Source organism: Flavobacterium hydatis (assembly GCF_000737695.1).
Taxonomy (GTDB): Bacteria; Bacteroidota; Bacteroidia; order Flavobacteriales; family Flavobacteriaceae; genus Flavobacterium; species Flavobacterium hydatis.
In genome coordinates, this window is record NZ_JPRM01000050.1 from 1 (window position 1) to 23,061 (window position 23,061).

13 protein-coding genes, 1 tRNA gene and 1 rRNA gene are annotated in these 23,061 nt (G+C 33.4%); 11 read left to right on the plus strand and 4 right to left on the minus strand.

What is annotated here, in order from left to right:
• The first annotated feature begins 17 nt into the window (after positions 1-17).
• A 5S ribosomal RNA gene (gene rrf / locus IW20_RS22530) occupies positions 18-127 on the plus strand.
• Positions 128-368: 241 nt separating this feature from the next.
• On the opposite strand, the gene IW20_RS22535 is transcribed toward rrf, so the two are convergent.
• The 4 genes from IW20_RS22535 to IW20_RS22550 form a co-directional block, all read right to left on the minus strand.
• A tRNA-His gene (locus IW20_RS22535) sits at positions 369-442 on the minus strand.
• 77 nt (positions 443-519) lie between these two features.
• On the minus strand, positions 520-1,236 hold the full coding sequence (bshB1, locus tag IW20_RS22540) for a bacillithiol biosynthesis deacetylase BshB1 (protein ID WP_035627907.1): 717 nt from the start codon (positions 1,234-1,236) through the stop codon (positions 520-522).
• 85 nt (positions 1,237-1,321) lie between these two features.
• Positions 1,322-2,386: a chorismate-binding protein gene (locus tag IW20_RS22545; protein ID WP_035627908.1), complete on the minus strand. Its 1,065-nt coding sequence runs from the start codon at positions 2,384-2,386 to the stop codon at positions 1,322-1,324.
• A 10-nt stretch (positions 2,387-2,396) separates the two neighbouring features.
• Positions 2,397-2,825: a PaaI family thioesterase gene (locus tag IW20_RS22550; RefSeq protein ID WP_035627910.1), complete on the minus strand. Its 429-nt coding sequence runs from the start codon at positions 2,823-2,825 to the stop codon at positions 2,397-2,399.
• 125 nt (positions 2,826-2,950) lie between these two features.
• Between IW20_RS22550 and IW20_RS22555 the strand changes: the two genes are divergently transcribed.
• The 10 genes from IW20_RS22555 (at position 2,951) to IW20_RS22600 (ending at position 23,045) form a co-directional block, all read left to right on the plus strand.
• Positions 2,951-4,453 carry a hypothetical protein gene (locus IW20_RS22555; RefSeq protein ID WP_035627912.1) on the plus strand — a complete coding sequence of 501 codons (1,503 nt, stop codon included), beginning with the start codon at positions 2,951-2,953 and terminating at the stop codon, positions 4,451-4,453.
• Between the two features lie 544 nt (positions 4,454-4,997).
• A complete protein-coding gene (locus IW20_RS22560) occupies positions 4,998-6,848 on the plus strand; it encodes an endonuclease (RefSeq protein WP_035627915.1) in 1,851 nt (616 codons plus the stop codon).
• A 104-nt stretch (positions 6,849-6,952) separates the two neighbouring features.
• Entirely contained in the window at positions 6,953-10,606 is a 3,654-nt protein-coding gene (purL, locus tag IW20_RS22565) for a phosphoribosylformylglycinamidine synthase (RefSeq protein ID WP_035627917.1), read from the plus strand.
• A 270-nt stretch (positions 10,607-10,876) separates the two neighbouring features.
• A complete protein-coding gene (locus tag IW20_RS22570) occupies positions 10,877-11,314 on the plus strand; it encodes a hypothetical protein (RefSeq protein ID WP_035627919.1) in 438 nt (145 codons plus the stop codon).
• Between the two features lie 479 nt (positions 11,315-11,793).
• A complete protein-coding gene (locus IW20_RS22575; protein WP_035627921.1) occupies positions 11,794-13,569 on the plus strand; it encodes an AMP-dependent synthetase/ligase in 1,776 nt (591 codons plus the stop codon).
• A 222-nt stretch (positions 13,570-13,791) separates the two neighbouring features.
• Positions 13,792-14,841: a proline iminopeptidase-family hydrolase gene (locus tag IW20_RS22580; RefSeq protein WP_035627937.1), complete on the plus strand. Its 1,050-nt coding sequence runs from the start codon at positions 13,792-13,794 to the stop codon at positions 14,839-14,841.
• Positions 14,842-14,942: 101 nt separating this feature from the next.
• Positions 14,943-16,067 (plus strand): acyltransferase family protein, encoded by a 1,125-nt coding sequence (locus tag IW20_RS22585; protein WP_035627923.1) that lies wholly within the window; start codon positions 14,943-14,945, stop codon positions 16,065-16,067.
• Between the two features lie 450 nt (positions 16,068-16,517).
• Complete coding sequence (locus tag IW20_RS22590) at positions 16,518-18,032, plus strand: reverse transcriptase family protein (protein ID WP_035627925.1); 1,515 nt, start codon at positions 16,518-16,520, stop codon at positions 18,030-18,032.
• Between the two features lie 18 nt (positions 18,033-18,050).
• Entirely contained in the window at positions 18,051-21,395 is a 3,345-nt protein-coding gene (locus IW20_RS22595) for a WGR domain-containing protein (RefSeq protein WP_035627927.1), read from the plus strand.
• Between the two features lie 3 nt (positions 21,396-21,398).
• Positions 21,399-23,045 carry a hypothetical protein gene (locus tag IW20_RS22600; RefSeq protein WP_035627929.1) on the plus strand — a complete coding sequence of 549 codons (1,647 nt, stop codon included), beginning with the start codon at positions 21,399-21,401 and terminating at the stop codon, positions 23,043-23,045.
• Positions 23,046-23,061 lie beyond the last annotated feature (16 nt).

The window sequence follows — 23,061 nt, forward strand, 5'->3', positions numbered from 1 at the left end:
AAAGCAACTAACGACCTTAAGGTGGTTATTGCGGCGGGGCTCACCTCTTCCCATCCCGAACAGAGTAGTTAAGCCCGCCTGCGCAGATGGTACTGCAGTTATGTGGGAGAGTATGTCGTCGCCTTTCTTTAGAATCCTCATCATTTATTTGGTGAGGATTTTTTTTGTGCTTTACTTTTTGAGAAGAAATACGCAAAAAGATTTAAACGCAAAGTACACAAAGAAAAAAAAACGCAAAGGTTCGCAAAGCTATTTATAAAACTTTGCGAACCTTTGTGAAACCCTTTGCGCTCTTTGCGGTAAAATTTTTCTCAAAAAATTAAACGCACAAAAAAAGCCTTGAATTTCTTCAAGGCTTTAAATTTCTGGGTGGATGACCGGGTTCGAACCGGCGACCCTCGGTACCACAAACCGATGCTCTAACCAACTGAGCTACAACCACCATTTCTGCTTAGCGAGTGCAAATATAGAGCAAAACTTCACTTCTACAAAGAAAAAAATGAAAAATTTTAATCTTTTTTACATCAAATCTCCTAAACTATTGACGGCCAAACATCTTTCAACAGTAAAACCTTCAGCAAAATCTACACCAACTAATCTTCCTAAGTCTTGCGCACGATAATTTAAGCTTTCAAAAAAGTTTTTACTCGTTATCGGAGTAGCAGGTTCTTTAGAATTTGCATCATAAAACTGCGAACCGTATGCTAAAATGGATTCTATTTTCTTTTCAGTAAACCCAGTAATGTCTACAACAAAGTCTGGCTCGATATTTTTCCACTGAATATAATGATACACAACCTTAGGACGCCAAGCCGCTTGTTGCTCTCCATTAAGCGTAGTTTCTATCTTCATCAAACCAGACAAGAAACAAGCGTCAGAAACTAGTTTACTACCTTTTCCGTGGTCAATATGGCGATCATCAATTGCATTACACAAAACAATCTCTGGTTTGTACTTACGAATCATTTTTATTACTTCTAATTGATGCGCTTCGTCATTTACAAAAAAGCCATCGCGCATAGCTAAATTCTCGCGTACAGAAACACCTAATATATTTGCCGCTGCTGCAGCTTCCTGATCTCTTAATTCGGCAGAACCACGCGTTCCTAATTCACCACGGGTTAAATCGACAATACCTACTTTTTTCCCAAGGGAAACCTCCTTCAAAATTGTTCCTGCACAACCTAATTCCACATCATCTGGATGCGCTCCAAAAGCTAATATATCTAATTTCATATTTTTTTATATTTAAATACCAGTCCCTGTTTTCGGACTCAGTTTTCACTGACCACTACAAACTGCAACTGAATACTTTTAACAGTTACATATTCAAGACTCTTTTCATCGTCATTGATTTATTCACACTTTCCTCCCACTCGTTTTCAGGAATACTCTCTTTAGTAATTCCGCACCCCATATATAAAACTGCTTCGTCATTGCGTATTTGCATGCTTCGTAAATTTACAAATAAATCAGAGCTTATCGAGTCAGATGCGAAACTGCTATTTAGTTCACCCAGAAAACCAGTATAAAAAGTCCTATCGTAATTTTCGTTTTCTAAGATAAATGCTCTTGATTTCTTTTTAGGATAACCACAAACAGCTGGCGTTGGATGTAATAAATCAATTACCTCATCTAAGCTAGAATCAGTATTTAAAGCACCCGAAATATCCGTTTTTATATGCCAGATACTTCCAGCATTAGCACTATAAGGTTCCGTAACCTTTACAGAAGAAGCTACGTCTTGCAATCTTTTTACAATAAAGTCGGTAACATATTGTTGCTCGTCTTTTTCTTTTTGATGCCAAATAACCTCAGATGCCAAAGCAGCCTTTTGAGTTCCAGCCAAAGCAGTTGTTTCAAAAATATTCTCATTTACTTTAAGCAATTGCTCAGGCGTTGCCCCCATCCAAAAACCAACTTCGGGATGATAAAAACAATACACTAATGTTGTTGGGTATAAACTTGCCAGATTCTGGAAAGTCTCAATAAAATCGAAATCGTTCAAAGGAACAATTTCGCTACGGGATAAAACCACTTTTTTGAACTCATCATTCACAATAGCTTTCACACCATTAGCAACTAATAACTCAAATTGTTTTTTAGCTTCAGCATCAAAACCAGAACCCGCAACATCTACAAGACTTAAAGTTTTACGCTCTAATACACTTGTACAAACTTCAGATTCATTTTCAGGAATAAGAACAATTTGTTTTTTATCAAAAGAAGCAAATACAAAACCCTTTTCTTTATAATCTACAACTTTATGCAACGTATTATTTTGTTGTAATAAAGCTATGATTGTATCCGACTTTGGTTTCTTATAAAGCACAAAAGGCAAAAGTTGCTCTTTGTGTTTTTTAATTTTAGAAAAAAATTCATTCATGATTCCCAGATTACTTTTTTTGTCTGTCTAAAACCATGTTCGTCAATTTACACAATGAAACCAGATTACCTTCTTCATCAGTAATTTTGATCTCCCAAAGGTGTAAACTTCTTCCCTTATGAATAATTCTTGCTGTACCAAAAACATAACCTTCACGAATACTTTTTAAATGATTTGCCGAAATTTCTATTCCGCGTACTTCTTGTAATTCAGGATTTATAAAAAAAAATGATGCTGCACTACCTACACTTTCCGCAAGTGCTACAGATGCACCTCCGTGTAACAATCCCATTGGTTGGTGAACCGCAGGATTTACTGGCATTCTTGCTACTAAAAAATCTTCTCCAGCATCAATATATTCAATTTTTAGGGTTTGCATCAAAGTGTTTTGAGAAAACTGATTGCAACGCTCCAATATTTGTTCTTTACTAAAATTCATTTGTTTGGCTTTAAAATGTAAAATTAAATAAAAGATGAGTCACAAAACAGAAAATGCAATTCTAAATTAAAAATCATATGTTAATCGAATTAGTTTTTTGCTATTTTTACATAAATTCTATTCAAATGCGTACTTTTTTTTTACTATTTACTATCGGAATACTTTTGGCAACAAGTTCATGTAGAAGTGATTTTGAAACCGTTGCCAGTACTGGAGATTTAGTTTTCTCAAAAGACACCGTTTATCTAGATACCGTTTTTACTAATATTGGTTCGAGTACGTACCAACTAAAAGTGTACAACCAAAGTAAAAAAGACATTACAATTCCGTCTATCAAACTAGGAAAAGGACTAAGTTCTAAATACAGAATGACCGTTGACGGAATGCGCGGAACCGAAGGCAAAATCTTTAGTGATGTAACCCTTTTGGCAAAAGACAGTATGTACATTTTTATAGAAACAACTGCAGCCATTACCGACGCAAACCCAACTGATTTTTTATACACCGACCAAATCCAGTTTGATAGCGGTACAAATCTTCAAAACGTAGAATTAGTAACACTTATCCAGGATGCTACATTTTTATATCCTAAAAAATTCTCAGACGGAACAATCGAAACATTACCGATTAATGGCAAGCAAGTAGAAGGCTTTTACTTAAAAGAAAATGAATTACAATTTACAAACCAAAAACCGTATGTAATATATGGTTATGCAGCCGTTCCAGAAGGAAAAACAGTCACCTTTGATGCTGGCTCAAGAGTCCATTTTCACTCGAATTCAGGACTTCTAGTTAGCAAAAAAGCAAGTATTAACGTAAACGGCGCTGTTTCATCAACAGAAAAACTAGAAAAAGAAGTAATCTTCGAAGGTGATCGTTTAGAACCATTATACTCGGATGTTCCAGGACAATGGGGAACAATTTGGCTTGCCGACGGAAGCACAAACAACATAATCAATCATTTAACGATAAAAAATGCAACAACAGGTTTATTCATAGAAAACAGTGACCAAACGACTGTTAGCATTAAAAACACCCAAATTTACAACTCTGTAAATCATGGAATTTTAGCACAAAACGGAAAAATAAAAGGAGAAAACATTGTAATAAACCGCGCTGGATTATCAAGTTTAGCATGTTTATATGGCGGAAATTATGAGTTTACACATTGTACATTCAATAACAATTGGCAAAGTTCCCAACAAGCAGCAGTTTCACTTAGCAATACACTTGCAGGCGCAACTCCCGAAACCAAAGATTTAACGCAAGCAACTTTCAACAATTGTATCGTTTATGGTTCAAATACAAACGAATTATCTTTTGACAAAAAAGCAAATTCAGCCTTTGTATATCAATTCAATAATTGCTTAATCAAATTTAGCAGCACAAGTACCAATCCTGACTTTCAGTTTAACACCGACACGCAACATTATAACGCAATTATATTAAATCAAGATCCTAAATTCTACAACACTTCTCAGAACAAGTTTAATATCGACACTAATTCTAGCGCTTTCGCGAAAGGAAATCAGGCGTATAATATTCCGATTGATATTATAGGAAATACAAGGACTTCCCCACCCGATTTGGGAGCGTATCAAAGTATGGCGTTTCCTAAATTGAAATAAAGTCGAAACAGTTTTCTTTATTTTCTTAAAGTCTTTGCGTCTTTGCGACTCAGCGAGAAATGCATTAAACATGCAAAACTTACCTTTTTTATAATGCTCGCAAAGACGCTAAGGCGCAAAGCTATCTTTAAAACTTGGCGACTCTGCGACTTAGCGAGAGAAATCCCTTAATTTACAGACAATACAACCACAAACTTGTCTTTCTGACGAAGGAAGAATCTCCGCAAGGAACTAACACAAACTATTTCTATATTGTCGAGCCACTAACGGAGATTCTTCCTTCGTCAGAAAGACAATATTGAGAAAAATATCGCTTTAAAAAATATTTTAAATCTTACATTTTTTAAAACCTACACTCCTAAACCCCTTTCATAGTTACAATAATCACGAGTAAGAAAAATGCCGCATAAATTAAACATCTCTTAACACAACGTATTACCAAAAGATGTAGATTTGTTTCAATGTAAAACTAACCAACTCAAAATCAAATTTTTGATACGTTTTACAAGCCCTATTTTTTTAACTTTAAACTATTAAATTAATTATGAAGAAAATCTACTCTTCCATTTTATTACTGCTTTTTAGTTTTGCAACTTTTGCACAAATTCCTACGGGATATTACAACACTGCAACTGGGACAGGTTATGCCCTAAAAACACAATTGTACAACATTATAAAAGGCCATACCGATAATGGTTACAGTGGCTTGTACACAACCTACCAAACATCCGACATTGACAATTTTTATGAAAATGACGGAACAGTATTAGATATGTATTCTGAAAATCCATCAGGAACTGACCCTTATAACTATAGTATAGCAACTACACAAAGATGTGGTAATTACGTAGTAGAAGGAGATTGCTACAATCGCGAACATATAATTCCGCAATCTGTATTTAGCGAAAAAGCACCTATGGTTTCTGACGTTCATTTTATCACTCCAACTGACGGTAAGGTAAATGGGATTCGTTCTAATTATCCACATGGAGTTGTAAATACACCAACTTATATTTCTAAAAACGGAAGCAAACTTGGAGCAAACTCAACATCGGGATATTCAGGAACTGTTTTTGAGCCAATCAATGAATTTAAAGGTGATATTGCCAGAATGTATTTTTATTTTGCAACACGTTATGAAAATACTGTTGCAGGCTACAGCTACCCTATGTTTGATGGTTCTAGCAATAAAGTTTTTACAGCAGCATTCTTAAACATTCTTTTGGCTTGGAACGCGCAAGATCCTGTAAGCGCAAGAGAAATTGCAAGAAACAATGCTATTTATGCACGCCAAAACAACCGAAACCCTTACATCGATCATCCTGAATATGTAAACCAAGTTTGGAATCCATCTAGCGATACGCAAGCACCAACAGCACCAACAAGTTTAGCAAGTACCGCAAAAACGTCTAGCACAATTTCTGTAAGCTGGGCAGCATCTACAGATAATGTAGGAGTTACAGGATATAATGTATATACAAATGGAGTTTTAAAAACTACAGTTACAACGTTAACCGCTACTATAACTGGCTTAACTGCTTCAACAAGTTATAATATTACTGTAAAAGCTAATGATGCCGCAGGAAACATTTCGGCTACAAGTAATACAATTACCGAAACAACCGATGCTGGTACTGGAACTGGCGGCGGAACAGCAACCGATTTATTATTCTCAGAATATATCGAAGGTTCTAGCAACAATAAAGCATTAGAAATCATAAACTCAACAGGTAGCCCAATTAACCTATCTGCATACTCTATAAAAAGACAAACAAACGGAGCCGGAGCATGGAGTTCTGGTCTTGCTTTGAGCGGAACTTTAAATAGTGGAACTAAATTTACAATCGTAAATAATTTAATTGCTTCTACCTGTTATCCAAAAACCTCAGCCAATATCTCTACAGGAGCTGCTGAACTTACATTTAATGGAAATGATCCTGTAGGTTTATTTAAAAACGGAGTACTTATCGACATCATCGGAACTTTTAATGGCGGAGCAGCTGACTTTGCTGTTAATGTAACTTTAAGAAGAAAATCGACTGTAACTTCTCCAAGTACAACATTTAACTTAAGTTCACAATGGGATTCATTCGCAGTAGACTCTTGTGAAAATTTAGGAAATCGTACACTGAAAGTAACAAACCCTGAATTAATTTCAGATTCAGATGAAATCCATTTATATCCAAATCCTTCAGATGGTAACTTTTTTATTGATTTCGATAATTCAAATACTCCTTACACGATAGAAATAATCTCTGTAACTGGACAAAAAGTATTCGAAAAAGTAAACACAACGCTACAATCTATAGCTGTAAGTAATCTGCCTAAAGGACTGTACATCGTTAAAGCTACAAAAGAGGAAAAAACTTTCATTAAAAAGATAATAATCAATTAATTACAAATTAGATATTCAATAATTAAAAAGCGGCAAATTGTCGCTTTTTTTTTTGATCTTAATTAACTAAATTTGCAGCTAAATACAACAAACTACACAACACAATGATTCATTTCTTTGAAAACCAAAGCAAAACTGTTTTTGCAGTACAAACGCAAAACGAAATTTCGGCTCAAGACATTTCAAAATTAAACTGGCTTTTTGCCAACTCCAATAAAATAGAAAAATCCGTACTGACGGATTTTTTTGTTGGTCCTCGTGCCACTATGATTACCCCTTGGAGTACAAATGCTGTAGAGATTACTCAGAATATGGGTATTCCTGGCATCATCAGAATTGAAGAATTTTATCCGGCAACAGCTGATTTTTCAGATTTTGACCCGATGCTTTCGCAAAAGTATACTGAACTGAATCAAGAAATCTTCACTATCAACGTACAACCAGAAGCAATTTTGGATATCGATGATATTGCAGCTTACAACAAAACCGAAGGTTTAGCTTTAAGCCAAGAAGAAGTAGATTATCTAGACAATCTAGCTGTTAAACTAGGACGTAAATTAACCGACTCTGAAATTTTTGCTTTCTCACAAGCAAATTCAGAACACTGTCGTCACAAAATTTTCAACGGAACTTTTGTAATCGACGGAGAAGAAAAAGAAACGTCTCTATTTAAATTAATCAAGAAAACATCTCAGGAAAACCCTAACGATATCGTTTCGGCTTACAAAGATAATGTGGCTTTTGTAAAAGGACCACGCGTACAACAGTTTGCTCCAAAAACAGCAGACAAACCAGACTTTTACGAAATAAAAGAATTTGATTCGGTTATTTCATTAAAGGCCGAAACACACAATTTCCCAACAACTGTAGAGCCTTTTAACGGCGCTGCAACAGGATCAGGAGGAGAAATTCGTGACCGTCTTGCAGGAGGACAAGGTTCACTTCCATTAGCAGGAACAGCAGTTTACATGACTTCATATTCTCGTTTAAACGACGACAGAAAATGGGAAAATGCAGTTGAAGAAAGAAAATGGTTATACCAAACTCCAATGGATATTTTGATCAAAGCTTCAAACGGAGCTTCTGACTTTGGAAATAAATTCGGGCAACCGTTAATTACAGGTTCGGTTTTAACTTTCGAACATTCAGAAAACGACCGTAAAATTGGTTACGATAAAGTAATTATGCAAGCGGGTGGAATTGGTTACGGAAAATTAGATCAGGCAATTAAAAAGAAACCACAAGAAGGCGATAAAATCGTTATTCTTGGTGGAGAAAATTATAGAATCGGAATGGGTGGAGCTGCAGTTTCATCTGCAGATACAGGAGCTTTTGGTTCAGGAATCGAATTAAACGCTATCCAACGTTCTAATCCAGAAATGCAAAAACGTGCTGCCAATGCTATTCGTGGTTTGGTAGAAAGTGATAACAACCCAATTGTATCTATCCACGATCACGGAGCTGGAGGACACTTAAACTGTCTTTCTGAACTAGTAGAAGAAACTGGAGGATTAATTGATTTAGATAAATTACCTGTTGGAGACCCAACACTTTCTGCTAAAGAAATTATCGGAAACGAGTCTCAAGAAAGAATGGGATTAGTAATTGGTCAAAAAGATATTGATATCCTTCAAAGAATTGCTGACAGAGAGCGTTCGCCAATGTATCAGGTTGGAGATGTAACGGGAGATCACCGTTTTACTTTTCAATCTAAATCTACTGGATTAAAACCTATGGATTACGCTTTAGAAGATTTCTTCGGAAGTTCTCCTAAAACTATAATGACCGATAAAACTATCGATAGAAATTACGCTGATGTTGCTTACAACACTGCAGATTTCGAAAGCTACCTAAAAGATGTTTTACGTTTAGAAGCAGTTGCATCAAAAGACTGGTTAACAAATAAAGTTGACCGTTGTGTGGGTGGAAAAGTGGCTAAACAACAAAATGCAGGTCCATTACAATTACCATTAAATAATGTTGGAGTTATGGCTCTGGATTATTTAGGTAAAGAAGGAATTGCAACTTCTATTGGGCACGCTCCTATCGCTGCTTTAATTGATCCTGTTGCAGGAAGCAGAAATGCGATTGCCGAATCGTTATCAAACATTGTTTGGGCGCCAATTAAAGATGGTTTAAAAGGAATTTCTTTATCTGCAAATTGGATGTGGGCTTGTAAAAACGAAGGCGAAGACGCTCGTTTGTACGCTGCTGTTGAAGGTTGTTCAGATTTTGCAATCGAATTAGGAATCAATATTCCGACAGGAAAAGATTCACTTTCAATGAAACAAAAATATCCAAACGACGAAGTAATTGCACCGGGAACGGTTATCATTTCTGCAGGTGGAAATTGTACTGACATTAAAAAAGTAGTTGAGCCAGTTTTACAGAAAAACGGAGATTCTATTTATTATATTAATTTGTCTCAGGATGATTTCAAATTAGGAGGTTCATCTTTTGCACAAATCAGAAACACAATCGGAAACGAAACATCTACAATTAAAGATGCTTCTTTCTTTAAAAATGCATTTAATACTATTCAGGAATTAATTGGCGAAGACCAAATTCTTGCTGGACACGATATCGGAAGCGGTGGTTTAATCACTACTTTATTAGAATTGTGTTTTGCTGATGTGAATTTGGGTGCTAAAATTGATTTTAGCGCTTTCGCGGAAAAAGATTTATTGAAGATTCTTTTCGCTGAAAACATCGGAATCGTATTCCAAGCAAAATCAGATGCTGCAGTTGAAGCTAAATTGAAAGCAAACAATATCGAGTTCTTCAAATTAGGAAAAGCTACAACTACTGAGACTTTAGACCTTGGTCTTTGGACTTTAGACATAAAAGCTTATAGAGACATCTGGTTTGAAACTTCTTATTTATTAGATCAAAAACAATCTAAAAACGGAAGAGCTCAGGCGCGTTTTGAGAATTATAAAAATCAGGTTTTAAACTATACATTCCCAGCACACTTTACAGGAAAAAAACCAGTAATCGATGCTTCGAAACCAAGACCAAAAGCAGCTATTATCCGTGAAAAAGGAAGTAATTCTGAGCGCGAAATGGCAAATGCTATGTACTTGGCAGGTTTTGATGTAAAAGACGTTCACATGACAGATTTAATTTCTGGTCGTGAAACTCTAGAAGATATTCAGTTTATTGGTGCAGTTGGAGGATTCTCTAACTCAGATGTATTAGGTTCTGCTAAAGGTTGGGCTGGTGCATTCTTATATAATGAAAAAGCAAAAACAGCTTTGGATAAATTCTTTAAGAGAGATGATACTCTATCTGTAGGAATCTGTAATGGTTGCCAATTATTTATGGAATTGGAAGTTATTAATCCAGAGCACGAAGTTCACGGAAAAATGCTTCATAACGAAAGTAACAAACACGAAAGTATCTTTACTTCTGTAAAAGTTCAGGAAAACAATTCAGTAATGTTATCATCTCTTGCAGGAAGCACTCTTGGAGTTTGGGTTTCTCATGGTGAAGGAAAATTCAATTTACCTCTTGCTGAAGAAAACTACAACATTGTTTCTAAATATGCTTACGAAGGATATCCTGCAAACCCTAACGGATCTGATTATAACACCGCAATGATGTGTGATAAAACAGGAAGACATTTGGTAATGATGCCACACATTGAGCGTTCGACTTTCCAATGGAACTGGGCGCACTATCCAAAAGACAGAAACGACGAAGTTTCGCCTTGGCATGAAGCTTTTGTAAATGCAAGAAAATGGATTGAGAAAATCTAATTTTCATACTCATACTTAAAAACTCATTCGTAACTGAATGAGTTTTTTTTTTATTAAGTAAGACTACTCTCATACGCAAAATTTAACATCAAAAATACAACGAGTTAATTCTCAATACATCCCATTTTTGCTAGAAAAAAGATAAAATTAGTACGCTGGTTTTGTCTTTTTTTTTGATCTGATTTTATTAGTTTTGCGCTCCCGCATAAAAAATACGCTTATTTATTATGCCCCAAAAACAAATAAAATTAATCCCTAAATACCTCTTTAATGAAACTTAAAAACCTACTTCTTGTCGGAGTTTTTCTTTGTTTGACAAATATTTATTCTCAAATAAAAACAGAAAAAATTACAGCTAAAAATCAAGAGCGTTTCATTACTACAACAATCTCTTATCCTATAAGCGGAATTTATTTATATGAAGGTAAAAAAGAACCTATCGTTCAGTTAAATGCAAATGGAACTGGAATTTATCAATATGAAGATCTTACCAAGAAAAACATTACTTGGGGATTTGAATGTTCTGAGATTGGAATTCCGATATTTAAAGAAGGATTTGATAGCGCTTCTTATTCTCTTTGGTATAAAACCAATGACAAAGAAGATACAGAATGGATTTACGCTCAATTCTCTATTCATTTTAAGAAAAAGAAAATGTACATATCGGGAGAAAGAGTAAAAGAATATGTAGAAGATGTAAAGAAATAAAAGTTCTGAATTATTAAGAAATTAAGAAACATTAAGATTAAAAGATTTTAGATTGTAGATTTATGATTTGGTGTTGGTAAATAATTAAGATTGTCATTTTTGGAGGTTTCATGCATCCAAAATCAAAATCGTTACCTGAGCCTAAAAGTGCGAACAGGTGAAGCAATCTAAAATCTGTAATCTTTTTTTCTTATCTTAACTGCTTTGTTCTAAAAAAATGAAGCAATTCAGAAAAATCTTAATCATAACTAACACAAAGACGGTGTTTTGAATCTGACTGCAAAATTTAATTTTTTAAACAAAAAAAAATATTATCATATTGTTAATTAGCAATATAAATAAAATAAAATATATCGCATAAAGAAATCGATTTCGTAATTTATATTAAATAGAATTAAAGTTTTCATATTTAATTTATTAAAAATAAAAATTAACGATAAATTTTATTAATTTGCGGTAAAATTCAATCTAAACGCCATATGGTTACAATTACGAGACTTTTTGATTTTCCTTATTATCAGAAAGAAAAATATAATAAAAAAGATGCTTTAGTAACCAAACGTAATGGTGTTTGGGAAAAAACCTCTACTGAAGAATATATCGCAAAAGCCAATGCCGTTTCTCGCGCGTTATTACGTATGGGAGTTCAAAAAAATGATAAAATTGCCTTAATCACTTCTACTAATAGAACAGAGTGGCATATCATGGATATTGGAGTTTTACAAACGGGAGCGCAAACCGTTCCTATTTACCCTACTATATCTGAGGAAGATTACGAATATGTTTTAAACCATAGTGGTAGTAGTTATTGCTTTGTATCTGACAAAGAAGTATTAGCCAAAGTATTAGCCATTAAAAATAATGTACCAACATTAAAAGATGTTTTTACTTTTGATGAAATAGCTGAAGCTAAAAACTGGTCTATTGTATTAGGCGAAGGTGCAGATGAAAGCAATCAGAATGAAGTTGAAGCAAGAAAAGACAGTATAGATACTGAAGATCTTGCTACGATAATATATACATCTGGAACAACAGGACGCCCTAAAGGAGTTATGCTTTCGCATAAAAACATCGTTTCGAATGTTCTGGACAGTGCGCCGAGAATCCCGTTTGATCCAGGAAATAGTGTAGCTTTAAGCTTCCTTCCTATTTGTCATATTTTTGAGAGAATGATATTATACATTTATCAATATTATGGTATTTCGGTATATTTTGGAGAATCAATTGATAAATTAAGTGATAACTTAAAAGAAGTTAGACCAAATGTAATTACTGCTGTTCCTAGACTTCTTGAAAAAGTATATGATAAAATTTATGCTAAAGGAGCTGAACTAACTGGAATCAAAAAGAAATTATTTTTCTGGGCTATCGATTTAGGTTTAAGATACGAGCCTTACGGAGCAAATGGTTTTTGGTATGAATTTCAATTAAAAATAGCACGTAAATTAATTTTCAGTAAATGGAAAGAAGGTTTAGGTGGTAATATTGATTTAATGGTTTCTGGAAGTGCCGCTTTACAATCAAGATTAACTCGTGTTTTTGCAGCAGCAGGAATACCAGTTATGGAAGGTTACGGTTTATCTGAAACTTCTCCTGTAATATCTGTAAACGATACTAGAAACAGAGGTTTTAAAATTGGAACTGTTGGAAAAGTAATTCGTAATGTAGAAGTAAAAATTGCTGAGGATGGAGAAATCCTTTGCAAAGGACCAAACGTTATGATGGGTTACTACAAAGATCCAGAAAAAACTGCTGAAGCTTTACAAAATGGATATTTCCATACAGGTGATATTGGAGAAATTGACAGCGAAGGTTTCCTTAAAATTACGGATCGTAAAAAAGAAATGTTCAAAACTTCGGGAGGTAAATATATTGCTCCTCAAATGATCGAGAACATGATGAAACAATCTCGTTTTATCGAACAAATAATGGTTATTGGCGAAGGCGAAAAAATGCCTGCTGCTTTTATCCAGCCAAACTTTGAATTTGTAAAAGAATGGGCTAAAATTCACAAAATAGTTTTAGGAGATTCTAACAACGATATCATTACAAATGCTCAAGTAATTAAGCGTATTGATGAAGAAGTTGAAGCTGTAAATGAAAAATTTGGTCATTGGGAAAAAATCAAACGTTTTGAGCTTACTCCAGATGTTTGGTCTATAGATGGTGGACAACTAACTCCAACTTTAAAACTGAAACGTAAAATAATAAAAGAAATTTACGCGCCACTTTATAAAAAAATCTACGGCGAATAAAATATATGACCTAAAGAAGTAACGCGGATAACGCTGATTTACTAAAGTAAAGACGCTGATAAATACTGATTTTTAAAACTTGTAGAAAGAAAAAAATCTGTATTTATCAGCGTTTTCGCGTTAGCGAATTCGTATCATCCGCGTTCTATTTTTTAGACAATGCTAACAATTTCAATAAATTTATCTATTTTTAAGATTCCGAATAATCCTAAAGATAAAATCATGAGAGTAAAATTTATTATTTGTTTTTTAAGCATTATATTATTTTCTAGTTGTAAAAATGAAGCCAAAGTAGATCCCGTTAAAGCTAATTATTTAGATTTTTCTAAACGTGATGATCAACTTACTGGCGGAATTAAGATGATTCCGATTACTACCCAAAAAGGAAATTTTAAAGTATGGACAAAAACTGTTGGTAACAATCCTACTATAAAAGTTTTACTACTTCATGGTGGTCCAGGACTTACGCATGAGTTATACGAGTGTTTTGACGGTTATTTCCCTAACGAAAGTATCGAATACATATATTATGACCAATTGGGCTCTTACTATAGCGACCAGCCTACTGATAGTAGTTTATGGACTAATGAACGTTTTGTAGAAGAGGTAGAACAAGTACGCATTGCTTTAGGACTGGACAACTCTAACTTTTATATTTTGGGTCAATCCTGGGGCGGAATCCTTGCTATGGAATATGCTCTAAAATATCAGAAAAACTTAAAAGGCCTTATCATCTCTAACATGATGGCAAGTGTTCCTGAATATAACAAATATGCCAAAGATGTTCTGGCTCCACAACTCGACCCAAAAGTATTAAAAGAATTACAGGATATTGAAGCTAAGAATGATTTTGAAAATCCTAGATACAGCGAACTCCTTTTTAAAAACTATTACACTCAACATATTTTAAGAATGCCTCTTGAGGAATGGCCTGAATCGATAAACAGATGTTTCAAACACATTAACCCGAGTGTATATGTTTATATGCAAGGCCCTAGCGAATTTGGAATAACAGGAAATGCTACTTTAAAAAACTGGGATGTAAAATCAAGATTAAAAACAATAAGAGTTCCTACTTTATCAATTGGTTCTAAATACGACACCATGGATCCTGAGCACATGAAATGGATTGCAAACGAGGTACAAAACGGACGCTTTTTATTCTGTCCAAACGGAAGTCATCTTTCTCAATATGATGATCCTAAACATTACTTCCCTGGTGTAATCAAGTTCCTAAAAGATGTGGATAGCGGAACTTTTAAAAAAGGATAAATTTTAAACCCTAAGAAATAGAAACCACGAACTTTACATTCGTGGTTTTTTACTATAATTTTCACAAACTAATATAATTAATTCTAATCATATACTATTAAATGCAAGAAGTAACAGATTTAAAAAGTTCTAAACCACATTATGAAATACTTGATGGCTTAAGAGGTGTTGCCGCAATTTTGGTTGTTATATTTCATGTTTTTGAAGTCCATTCTCATGGCGATTATAAAAAACTAATTATTAATCATGCTTATTTAGCCGTTGATTTTTTCTTTTTGCTATCTGGTTTTGTACTCGCCTATGCTTATGATGATCGTTGGGATACAATGACATTAAAAGATTTCTTTAAGCGTCGTATCGTTCGTTTACAACCAATGATTATTGCAGGGATGCTAATCGGGGCAATATTATTTTATTTTCAGGATTCGCCTGGTATGGGTTGGGCAGGTATACATGATGTCCCTTTATGGAAAATGTTATTGGTCATGTTAATTGGCTTTACCGTAATACCAGTAGGCAAAGGATTAGATATAAGAGGATGGAGTGAAATGCACCCCTTAAATGGCCCTGCTTGGTCTTTATTCTTTGAGTATATTGCTAATATTGCATATGCACTTGTACTACGAAAAACATCTAAAATCGTTTTGACAATTCTAACAATAATAGCCGCAGGAATAACAATTCAGTACGCTTTAACCAATCCTGCTGGTAATATTATCGGAGGTTGGACAATAGATGATCCTACACAATTAAGAATAGGTTTTACCCGTTTAACATTCCCATTTTTAGCAGGATTACTATTAGCCCGAATAGGAAAATTACGTTATACTAAAAATGCGTTTTTATCTGCAAGTTTATTATTAGTGGTATTTTTATCTGTACCACATTTAGGAGGAGATAATAATATATGGAATCGCCTATTTGAATGTTTTTGTATAATCATCCTATTTCCTTTTGTTATATGGCTGGGAGCTGGAGGAAAAGTACACGGAAAGAAAACTGCTGGAGTTTGTAAATTCCTGGGAGATATATCTTATCCTGTTTACATAACCCACTACCCTATTGCTTATGTATATATGGCTTGGGTAACAAATAACAAACTTTCATTAGAACAATCTTGGCCGTATATTATTCTTGTCGTTATCTCTGCTATTGCAGTTGCATATCTTACGATGAAGTTTTATGATTTGCCAATTAGAAACTGGCTACGAAGAAAAGTTTTGTAATGTTCTAATAAAAATATATCCACAGATACTCAACTAATCTTTCTCAATATGATAATTAAAACATCACTTTTTTGATATTATCCAACTCTTAAAAGACATTAATAACAGAACTTTAAAAAAGAAAATCTATTTTAATTTTATTAGTATTCAATTAAAAGTTTTTTAGTATGTTTGTTTTGAGTTTAAGAAATACCTTGCTTTTCTTGTATAAAGAAAATGATGATGTTTCGTCATCGATGTAAGATTATTTAACATTCAGCACTACTTCTATCTTATGGATGAGAAAGGGTACTATACGTACAGTTTCGGTTCCACCTCCTCGAGATTAACTGTACGTATAGTACCCTTTCTCGGGAGTTGATAGACATAGTCCTTAGAAAATACGAAGGTTCTAAACTTTAAGCCCTATTGCTTCAATAGGGCTTTTTAATGTAAAATAGCGATTGTAATATGTCTGAACAGCTTAGTAAACAACAAATTTATGATAGAATAAAAGCTACCTCAAAAGATAGCTACATATTAGAAGAAATGCAACGTTTAGGATTCTGGCAATCAGGATCTGAACCTACTCTCTCTGAGATCCTGATTAAACAGGAAGCAAAGATTGAAAAGGAATTAAATGATCTTTTAGCACAAGACAGAAAGTTTAGCAATAAAGAAGCAATGGTTCTTGAAATGCGTAAAGCACGTATGAAACTTGCTAAAGAAAAAAGAGCTGAAACTAAATTAAACCAAGAGAAAAAAAGACTGGATAAAGCTGAAAATTGGAAATTATTGCAACAGCAACAAATTCTATATTTAGGTGAAACTGTATCTAAAGGTTTAAATGCTAAAGAAACCAATTCGACCCTTTTAGAAAAATACAATCTACCTGTTTATGAAGATGCATTGGCATTAGCCAAAAGCATGCAAATAGATTTAAAAGCACTGCAATATCTTGCTTACAACAGAAAAGTTTCTAAAATTAACCACTATCATACATTTGAACTTGAAAAAAAATCAGGTGGCAAGCGTAAAATATCTGCTCCAAAACCAAAGCTAAAAGAGGTTCAAACCTGGATTTTAGAAAACATTCTCCATAAAATACCTTATACAGTGGAGGCGCATGGCTTTATAAAAGAACGTTCTATTGTAACCAATGCTCAACCACACGTTAATAAAGACATTGTTGTTAATATCGATTTAAAAGATTTTTTCCCGACAGTAACTTATAAAAGAGTAAAAGGATTATTTCATAAAATAGGCTACTCTGAAGAAGTTGCCACAATTTTAGGTTTATTATGCACCTACTCTGAAATTAACGAAACCACACTAGATGGAATTACTTATTATGTTCAATCTGGTGAACGAAAACTACCTCAAGGTTCTCCTGCAAGTCCAGCAATAAGCAATATGATTGTTTATAAAATGGATCAAAAAATCAACGGATTAGCCAAAAAATTAAGTTTTAGCTATACCCGTTATGCAGATGATATGAGTTTCTCTACTAATGAAGAAAACAGTCAGAATGTTTCCCGATTATTATATTATACTAAAAAAATTATTGAATCAGAAGGTTTTATAATTCATCCCGACAAAGTGCATGTAATGCGAAAAGGGATGCAACAAAAAGTAACTGGTGTTGTAGTAAATGAGAAACTTAATGTAGACAGAATTCAATTACGAAAATTCCGTGCCTTACTACATAATATTGAAAAAAATGGATGGAAAGACCAACAATGGGGAAATGCTATTCATCTAATTAATGCCATAGATGGTTACATTAATTATGTATATATGGTGAATCCTGAAAAAGGAACTGCATTTAAGCAAAATTTGAAAGCCATTATAAAGAAACACGGTCAGCCCAATATAGCAAAAACAAGTATTCCTGAAAAAGTAACTCCAATAGCAGTTCCCGTTCTAGAAGAAGTGGAAGAAATAGTAACGGATCAAAAGCCAGAAAACTGGTGGAATATTTTTTAATTAATACCCTTTTCAATTATGAAATTAATTAAACAGATTAAACTTTTCTATAAAGAAGGGAACTCAGATAAAGTATATGAAATAGACTTGTGTAGTATTGATGATACTAATTATGTAGTCAATTTTAGATATGGAAAAAGAGGAAGCGTTTTAAAAGATGGAACCAAAACACCTGAATACGTTTCGGCCGATAAAGCACAAATCATTTTTGACAAACTTGAAAATGAGAAAAAAGCCAAAGGATATGCTTCTGAAATAGAAACATTAATAGATCTTCCTTCATTAGAAAGTATTGAACCAGATTCTATAAACGGTATAATTCTTCAGCGTTTAGAAGATGCTGTAATGGGTAAAAACACTTTTAAAACACAATGGAAAACCAGTCGCGTAATCTGGAAAGCAGGTTTATTAGATACTAAAGAAGCAATTCCTTATATCATTAAATTAGCATCAAAAGGAGATGATTTGCAAACCTATTCGGCTATTTGGGCTCTAATAAAGCTTAAATCCGATGCTGCAGAAGAAGTTTTTAAATCGTATGCATTACAAAATAAACAAAAAGAATATATAAGAAATCTGGCTCATGAGGGATTATTAGAAATCTTAAAAGAAGAAGATTTACAAAAACATATCTCGACAATTCTGGAGACGATACCTCAAGAAGCGAGATATCATATTGAGAAAAAAGATTTTGATTCGTTAATAAATTTTCTAAAAGAAGAATTAGAAAACAATGCTATTAATTATCTGACAGCTTTATACCTGGTTGCAAAATTTGATAGCAAATTACACGAAATTGTCATTTTCTTACTAGAAGCCGTGCCTTTTAGACCTCCTTATTTTAAGCACATTAGGGCTATTTATAAACTGGCTCATATAAGAAACGATGCTGATGCAATTGCTGTTCTTGCTTATCGATTTGAGAATGAAAACCCAATGTTTACCAGAACAGTTTCATTAGAAGATGACTATTATAACTCGCAATTTATTAGCGCTATAAATGAAAGGGTAAATATTGGAAAAGAACTTAGAGGAAAAGATAGTAAAATTGCATTCTCTAATTTTACCAAATCCTATTTCCAGAAAAATAGTCTTCGATTTTTAAAAGAAATGGATTCAGAAATGGATTCTAAAAAATACCTGAAGTTTGCGATATCGATTTTATTGAAGTATTCAGAAGAAGATTATAGCAAAGCCGAAAGAGCACCTATAAACATTTATGGACAATACAATTACAATGATCAGAAATATTATTACACGGTTGTAGATTACCCTGAGTGTTCTAACTTAGTATTGTTATCAACCATTTTATTTGGGAATGACGAAAAACGAATTTTAACTTCAAAGATGAAATTCATTTTAAATCAAGAAGTTTTCTCAAGTAAAAATTATTATTATTCTGAAAATCAAGCAACTAAAGTTAGCAGTAAAGTAACTTCTGAAAAAAAGAATACAAATACTACGACAGATCAAAGTTCAAGTTCAGTATTAGATGTTGCTAAAAAAGCATTTTCAACTTTTTTTGGTAAAAAAGAAGTTGAGAATAAAGCCGAAGAACAAATAGTTCAAGAAGAACAAAAGTCAATCGTAAATAACTCTCAAAACCGTTTAGAATTATTTCCAGAACATTGGGACGCATTTCCTGAAGCTTATATTCAGCTTATAATGGAAGGGCAAATGAATATCGTTCATGAATTTGCTTACGGAAATTTAAAGGCAAGAAACGATTATAATACTTTGATCAATCGTTTTAACGAAACCAGTATACTTAATTTATTAAATAGTGATTTTACTATACCTAATAATTTAGGTTTTGAAACAATCGTTCTCAAAAACGAAACCCTTTCTACTCAAGTTAGCTTTATAGCTGATGTATTGAATTCTAAAACTGAGTCTGCAAGAAATTGGTCTAAAAACCATATTTTATCAAACACAGCACTGTTTCTTAATGACATTGAATGTGTTGTAAAATTGATTTTTAATGAAGTTCCAGATTTAAAAACATGGATCACTAACATATTAGAAAAATTTCCATTTACTGAAGATAAAGCTAAAGTAATTACTGGAAAAGTAATTGTTGAGCTTCTTACTTTTGAAGAATCTGATGCAAACAATGCTCTGGCAACTCTTGCGATCGAAAGACTTAAAAAAATAGCCACTCCACAACTTGAGCAATTAAGCTGGGATATTGTGGCACGTTTAATTTCTTCTGATTTAAAAACGAATAATCTGTTAGCGAGTTCTATTTTAATTCTAAAATCAAAAACAGTAGATTCAAAAGAAATTCCGTTTTCATTAATCGCTCTATTTTTAGAAGATGAAAGTTCTGAAATTAGAAAAAATGGAATTCAGCTCTTAAATAATTATCAGGAAGAGTACCTGTTGGTAAATAGTGAATCCTTGTTGGCTTTATTTCACAATGAATATTCAGATGTTGTAGAATCTGTTTTACAGCGTATTACACAATTAGGAAAAATACATTCTGATATAATCGAAATTGCACTTCGTGATGCCGTTTATGCAATGATTCGAAAAGAAAAATTTGAAGGTGCTCATTTAATCTTCAAAAAATTCATTCTCGAAGAAACAACTAATCATTGGGATACTGCATTACAACCAAGAGATGTTATAAAATTGATTCATGCTAATTACAGAGAAAGTCAATTAACAGGTTACGAAATTTTGAAAAAATATACTCGTAAAGACGATTTTACAATTCGCCAGATTATCTCTTTAGGAAACCATGAAATCCTTGCTATAAGACAATGGTGCTGGAATTATTTTATGGATAGAAAAGAACGAATCAGAGCCGAAAGAAATAATGCTTTGGTAATATTAGATACAACTTGGGATGATACCAGAGCATTTGCGTTTAATTTCTTTAAAACCGAATTTGATGAAACCGATTGGGATTTAGAATGTCTGATAAGCATTGTCGATTCTGTACTACCAGCTGTTGAACAATTTGGAAAAGAAATCATTACCCGATATTTTAATCCAGATGATGGTGTAACCTATTTGACTAAGTTAAGCCAGCATCCTAGTGTAAATATTCAGCTTTTTGTAACTAATTATCTCAATACTTATGCTACAGATAATGTCGCTAAACTAAAAGAGCTTGATTTTTATTTCCGTTCCGTATTAACCAGAGTACATAAAGCCAGAATTGCTAAACAGCGTATTTTTCAATTCTTACATCAAGAAGGAAAGAAAAACGAAGAAGCGGCAATTTTTGTAACAGAAATTATCGACGAAGTTTCGGCTACAGTAGCAATACAAGATAAAGCAAATTGTATCTCTATTTTGACTGATTTAAAAACGCTTTATCCGCAATTGCATACCCATTTAATCCTTAAAAACTAAGTTATGTTATTTGATTATAAATACAGCGGAAGCACCATTGTAAATAACACCTCTAATAGTACTGGCATGAGTTTTTCGCCAGATACATTGCGAGAACCTACTTTTTTTGTTGGAAAACTAAACCAAAAGATCGCTTTTAGAGAAGCCATTTCAGCATTGCATGACGTGGTAATTTCCGATTTACGTTTTTTTCCAAAGGATAAAGAAGAATACAAATTATGGGCTGCAGAACAAGAAAAATTATGGCTTAGCGAATATATGGCCGAATTTCAGATTGAAAATGTTCGTGCACGCATTCAGGAATTAAAAGAAGAATTGAGCGTTGTTCAAAAAGAGAAAAGAACAATTCTGGGACCTTTTAACAAAGCAAAAACTGCCTATTTTGATTATTTATATAAAAATGATAAAGATGCTTGGTTTGTCTTAGACCCAGTTATTACAGTACATCCTGATGAAGTATTCTTTGAATGTTTTAGTAAAGATGAATCATCTTATGGAAAATTAAGCTGTAATTATAATATATTCACAGAGATTAGTGACTTTAAATGCGGAACAACAAACATTGATTATTCAGAAGGATTATATAATGAATTCCAAAAAATAAGAAATTATAAAGAAACCGAATTTAAGATTGATCCCTCGGGTTTTGAAGCTAAAACCACAAATGAACAAGTCTATAAAGAAATAAAAATTGATTTGCCTGATTCTTGGGTTAGAGGATTTTTACAAGTAAGTTCTGCAATGACTTTGCCTGCGACTGTTCTGGATTTGCATCCAATGGATATTTTTAGTTTGTGTCAATATTTGCGTCGTTTCAAAGAAAAGAAAGGACCAAGAGCTTTACGTTTTGTTCTTGAACCGGACAAACCTATTAAAGCCATATTCGAACCTACGCATGACGAAATCACATTTCATCGTTCTATTTACCAAGGAAATGAAGCTAAAACAATACGTATATGGGGAAGACGCCGTTTACTTATTTTAGAAAGACTAATTCCTGTAACACGTAATTTTAAAGTTGTTCTGTTAGGCTCAGGTTTACCATCTTTTTTTATTGCCGACTTAGGCGATATGTCGTATACTTTAGGCTTATCTGGCTGGACTAAAAATGATTGGAGTACAGCAGGAAATTTTGATTTAATGGCACCAAGAAATAATGTCGATTTATTTACACAAGAAAAAGTCTTCAATGCATTAAAAGAAAACTGGCTTGATACATCTGATAATTTAGCCAAAAAACTAAATCTTGATCCTTCAGTAGTTTCGGCATCATTAACCGCATATACTCAAGCTGGAAGAGTAATTTATGACTTAAATTTAGGTGTATATCGCGTCCGAGAATTGACTCAAGAACCTTTGAATATGAAAACATTACGTTTTGCAAGTCCGCAAGAAGAAATTGCAAATCAGTATATCGCTCAAAATCGTATCAAAATTACTTCAAACGTAAAAGATGACCAATTGCAAATTAAAGGAAAAGTAACCGACAAAAATTTCACTTATACTACTCTGGCGGTTATAGACAAAGACAATCGATTAATCGAAGGAAATTGTGAATGCTCTTTTTACAAATCAAATCAATTACGAAAAGGACCTTGTGAGCATATTCTAGCAACCCGAATGGCATTACAAAATAAAAAAGCTATATAATATAAAAACCACGAAC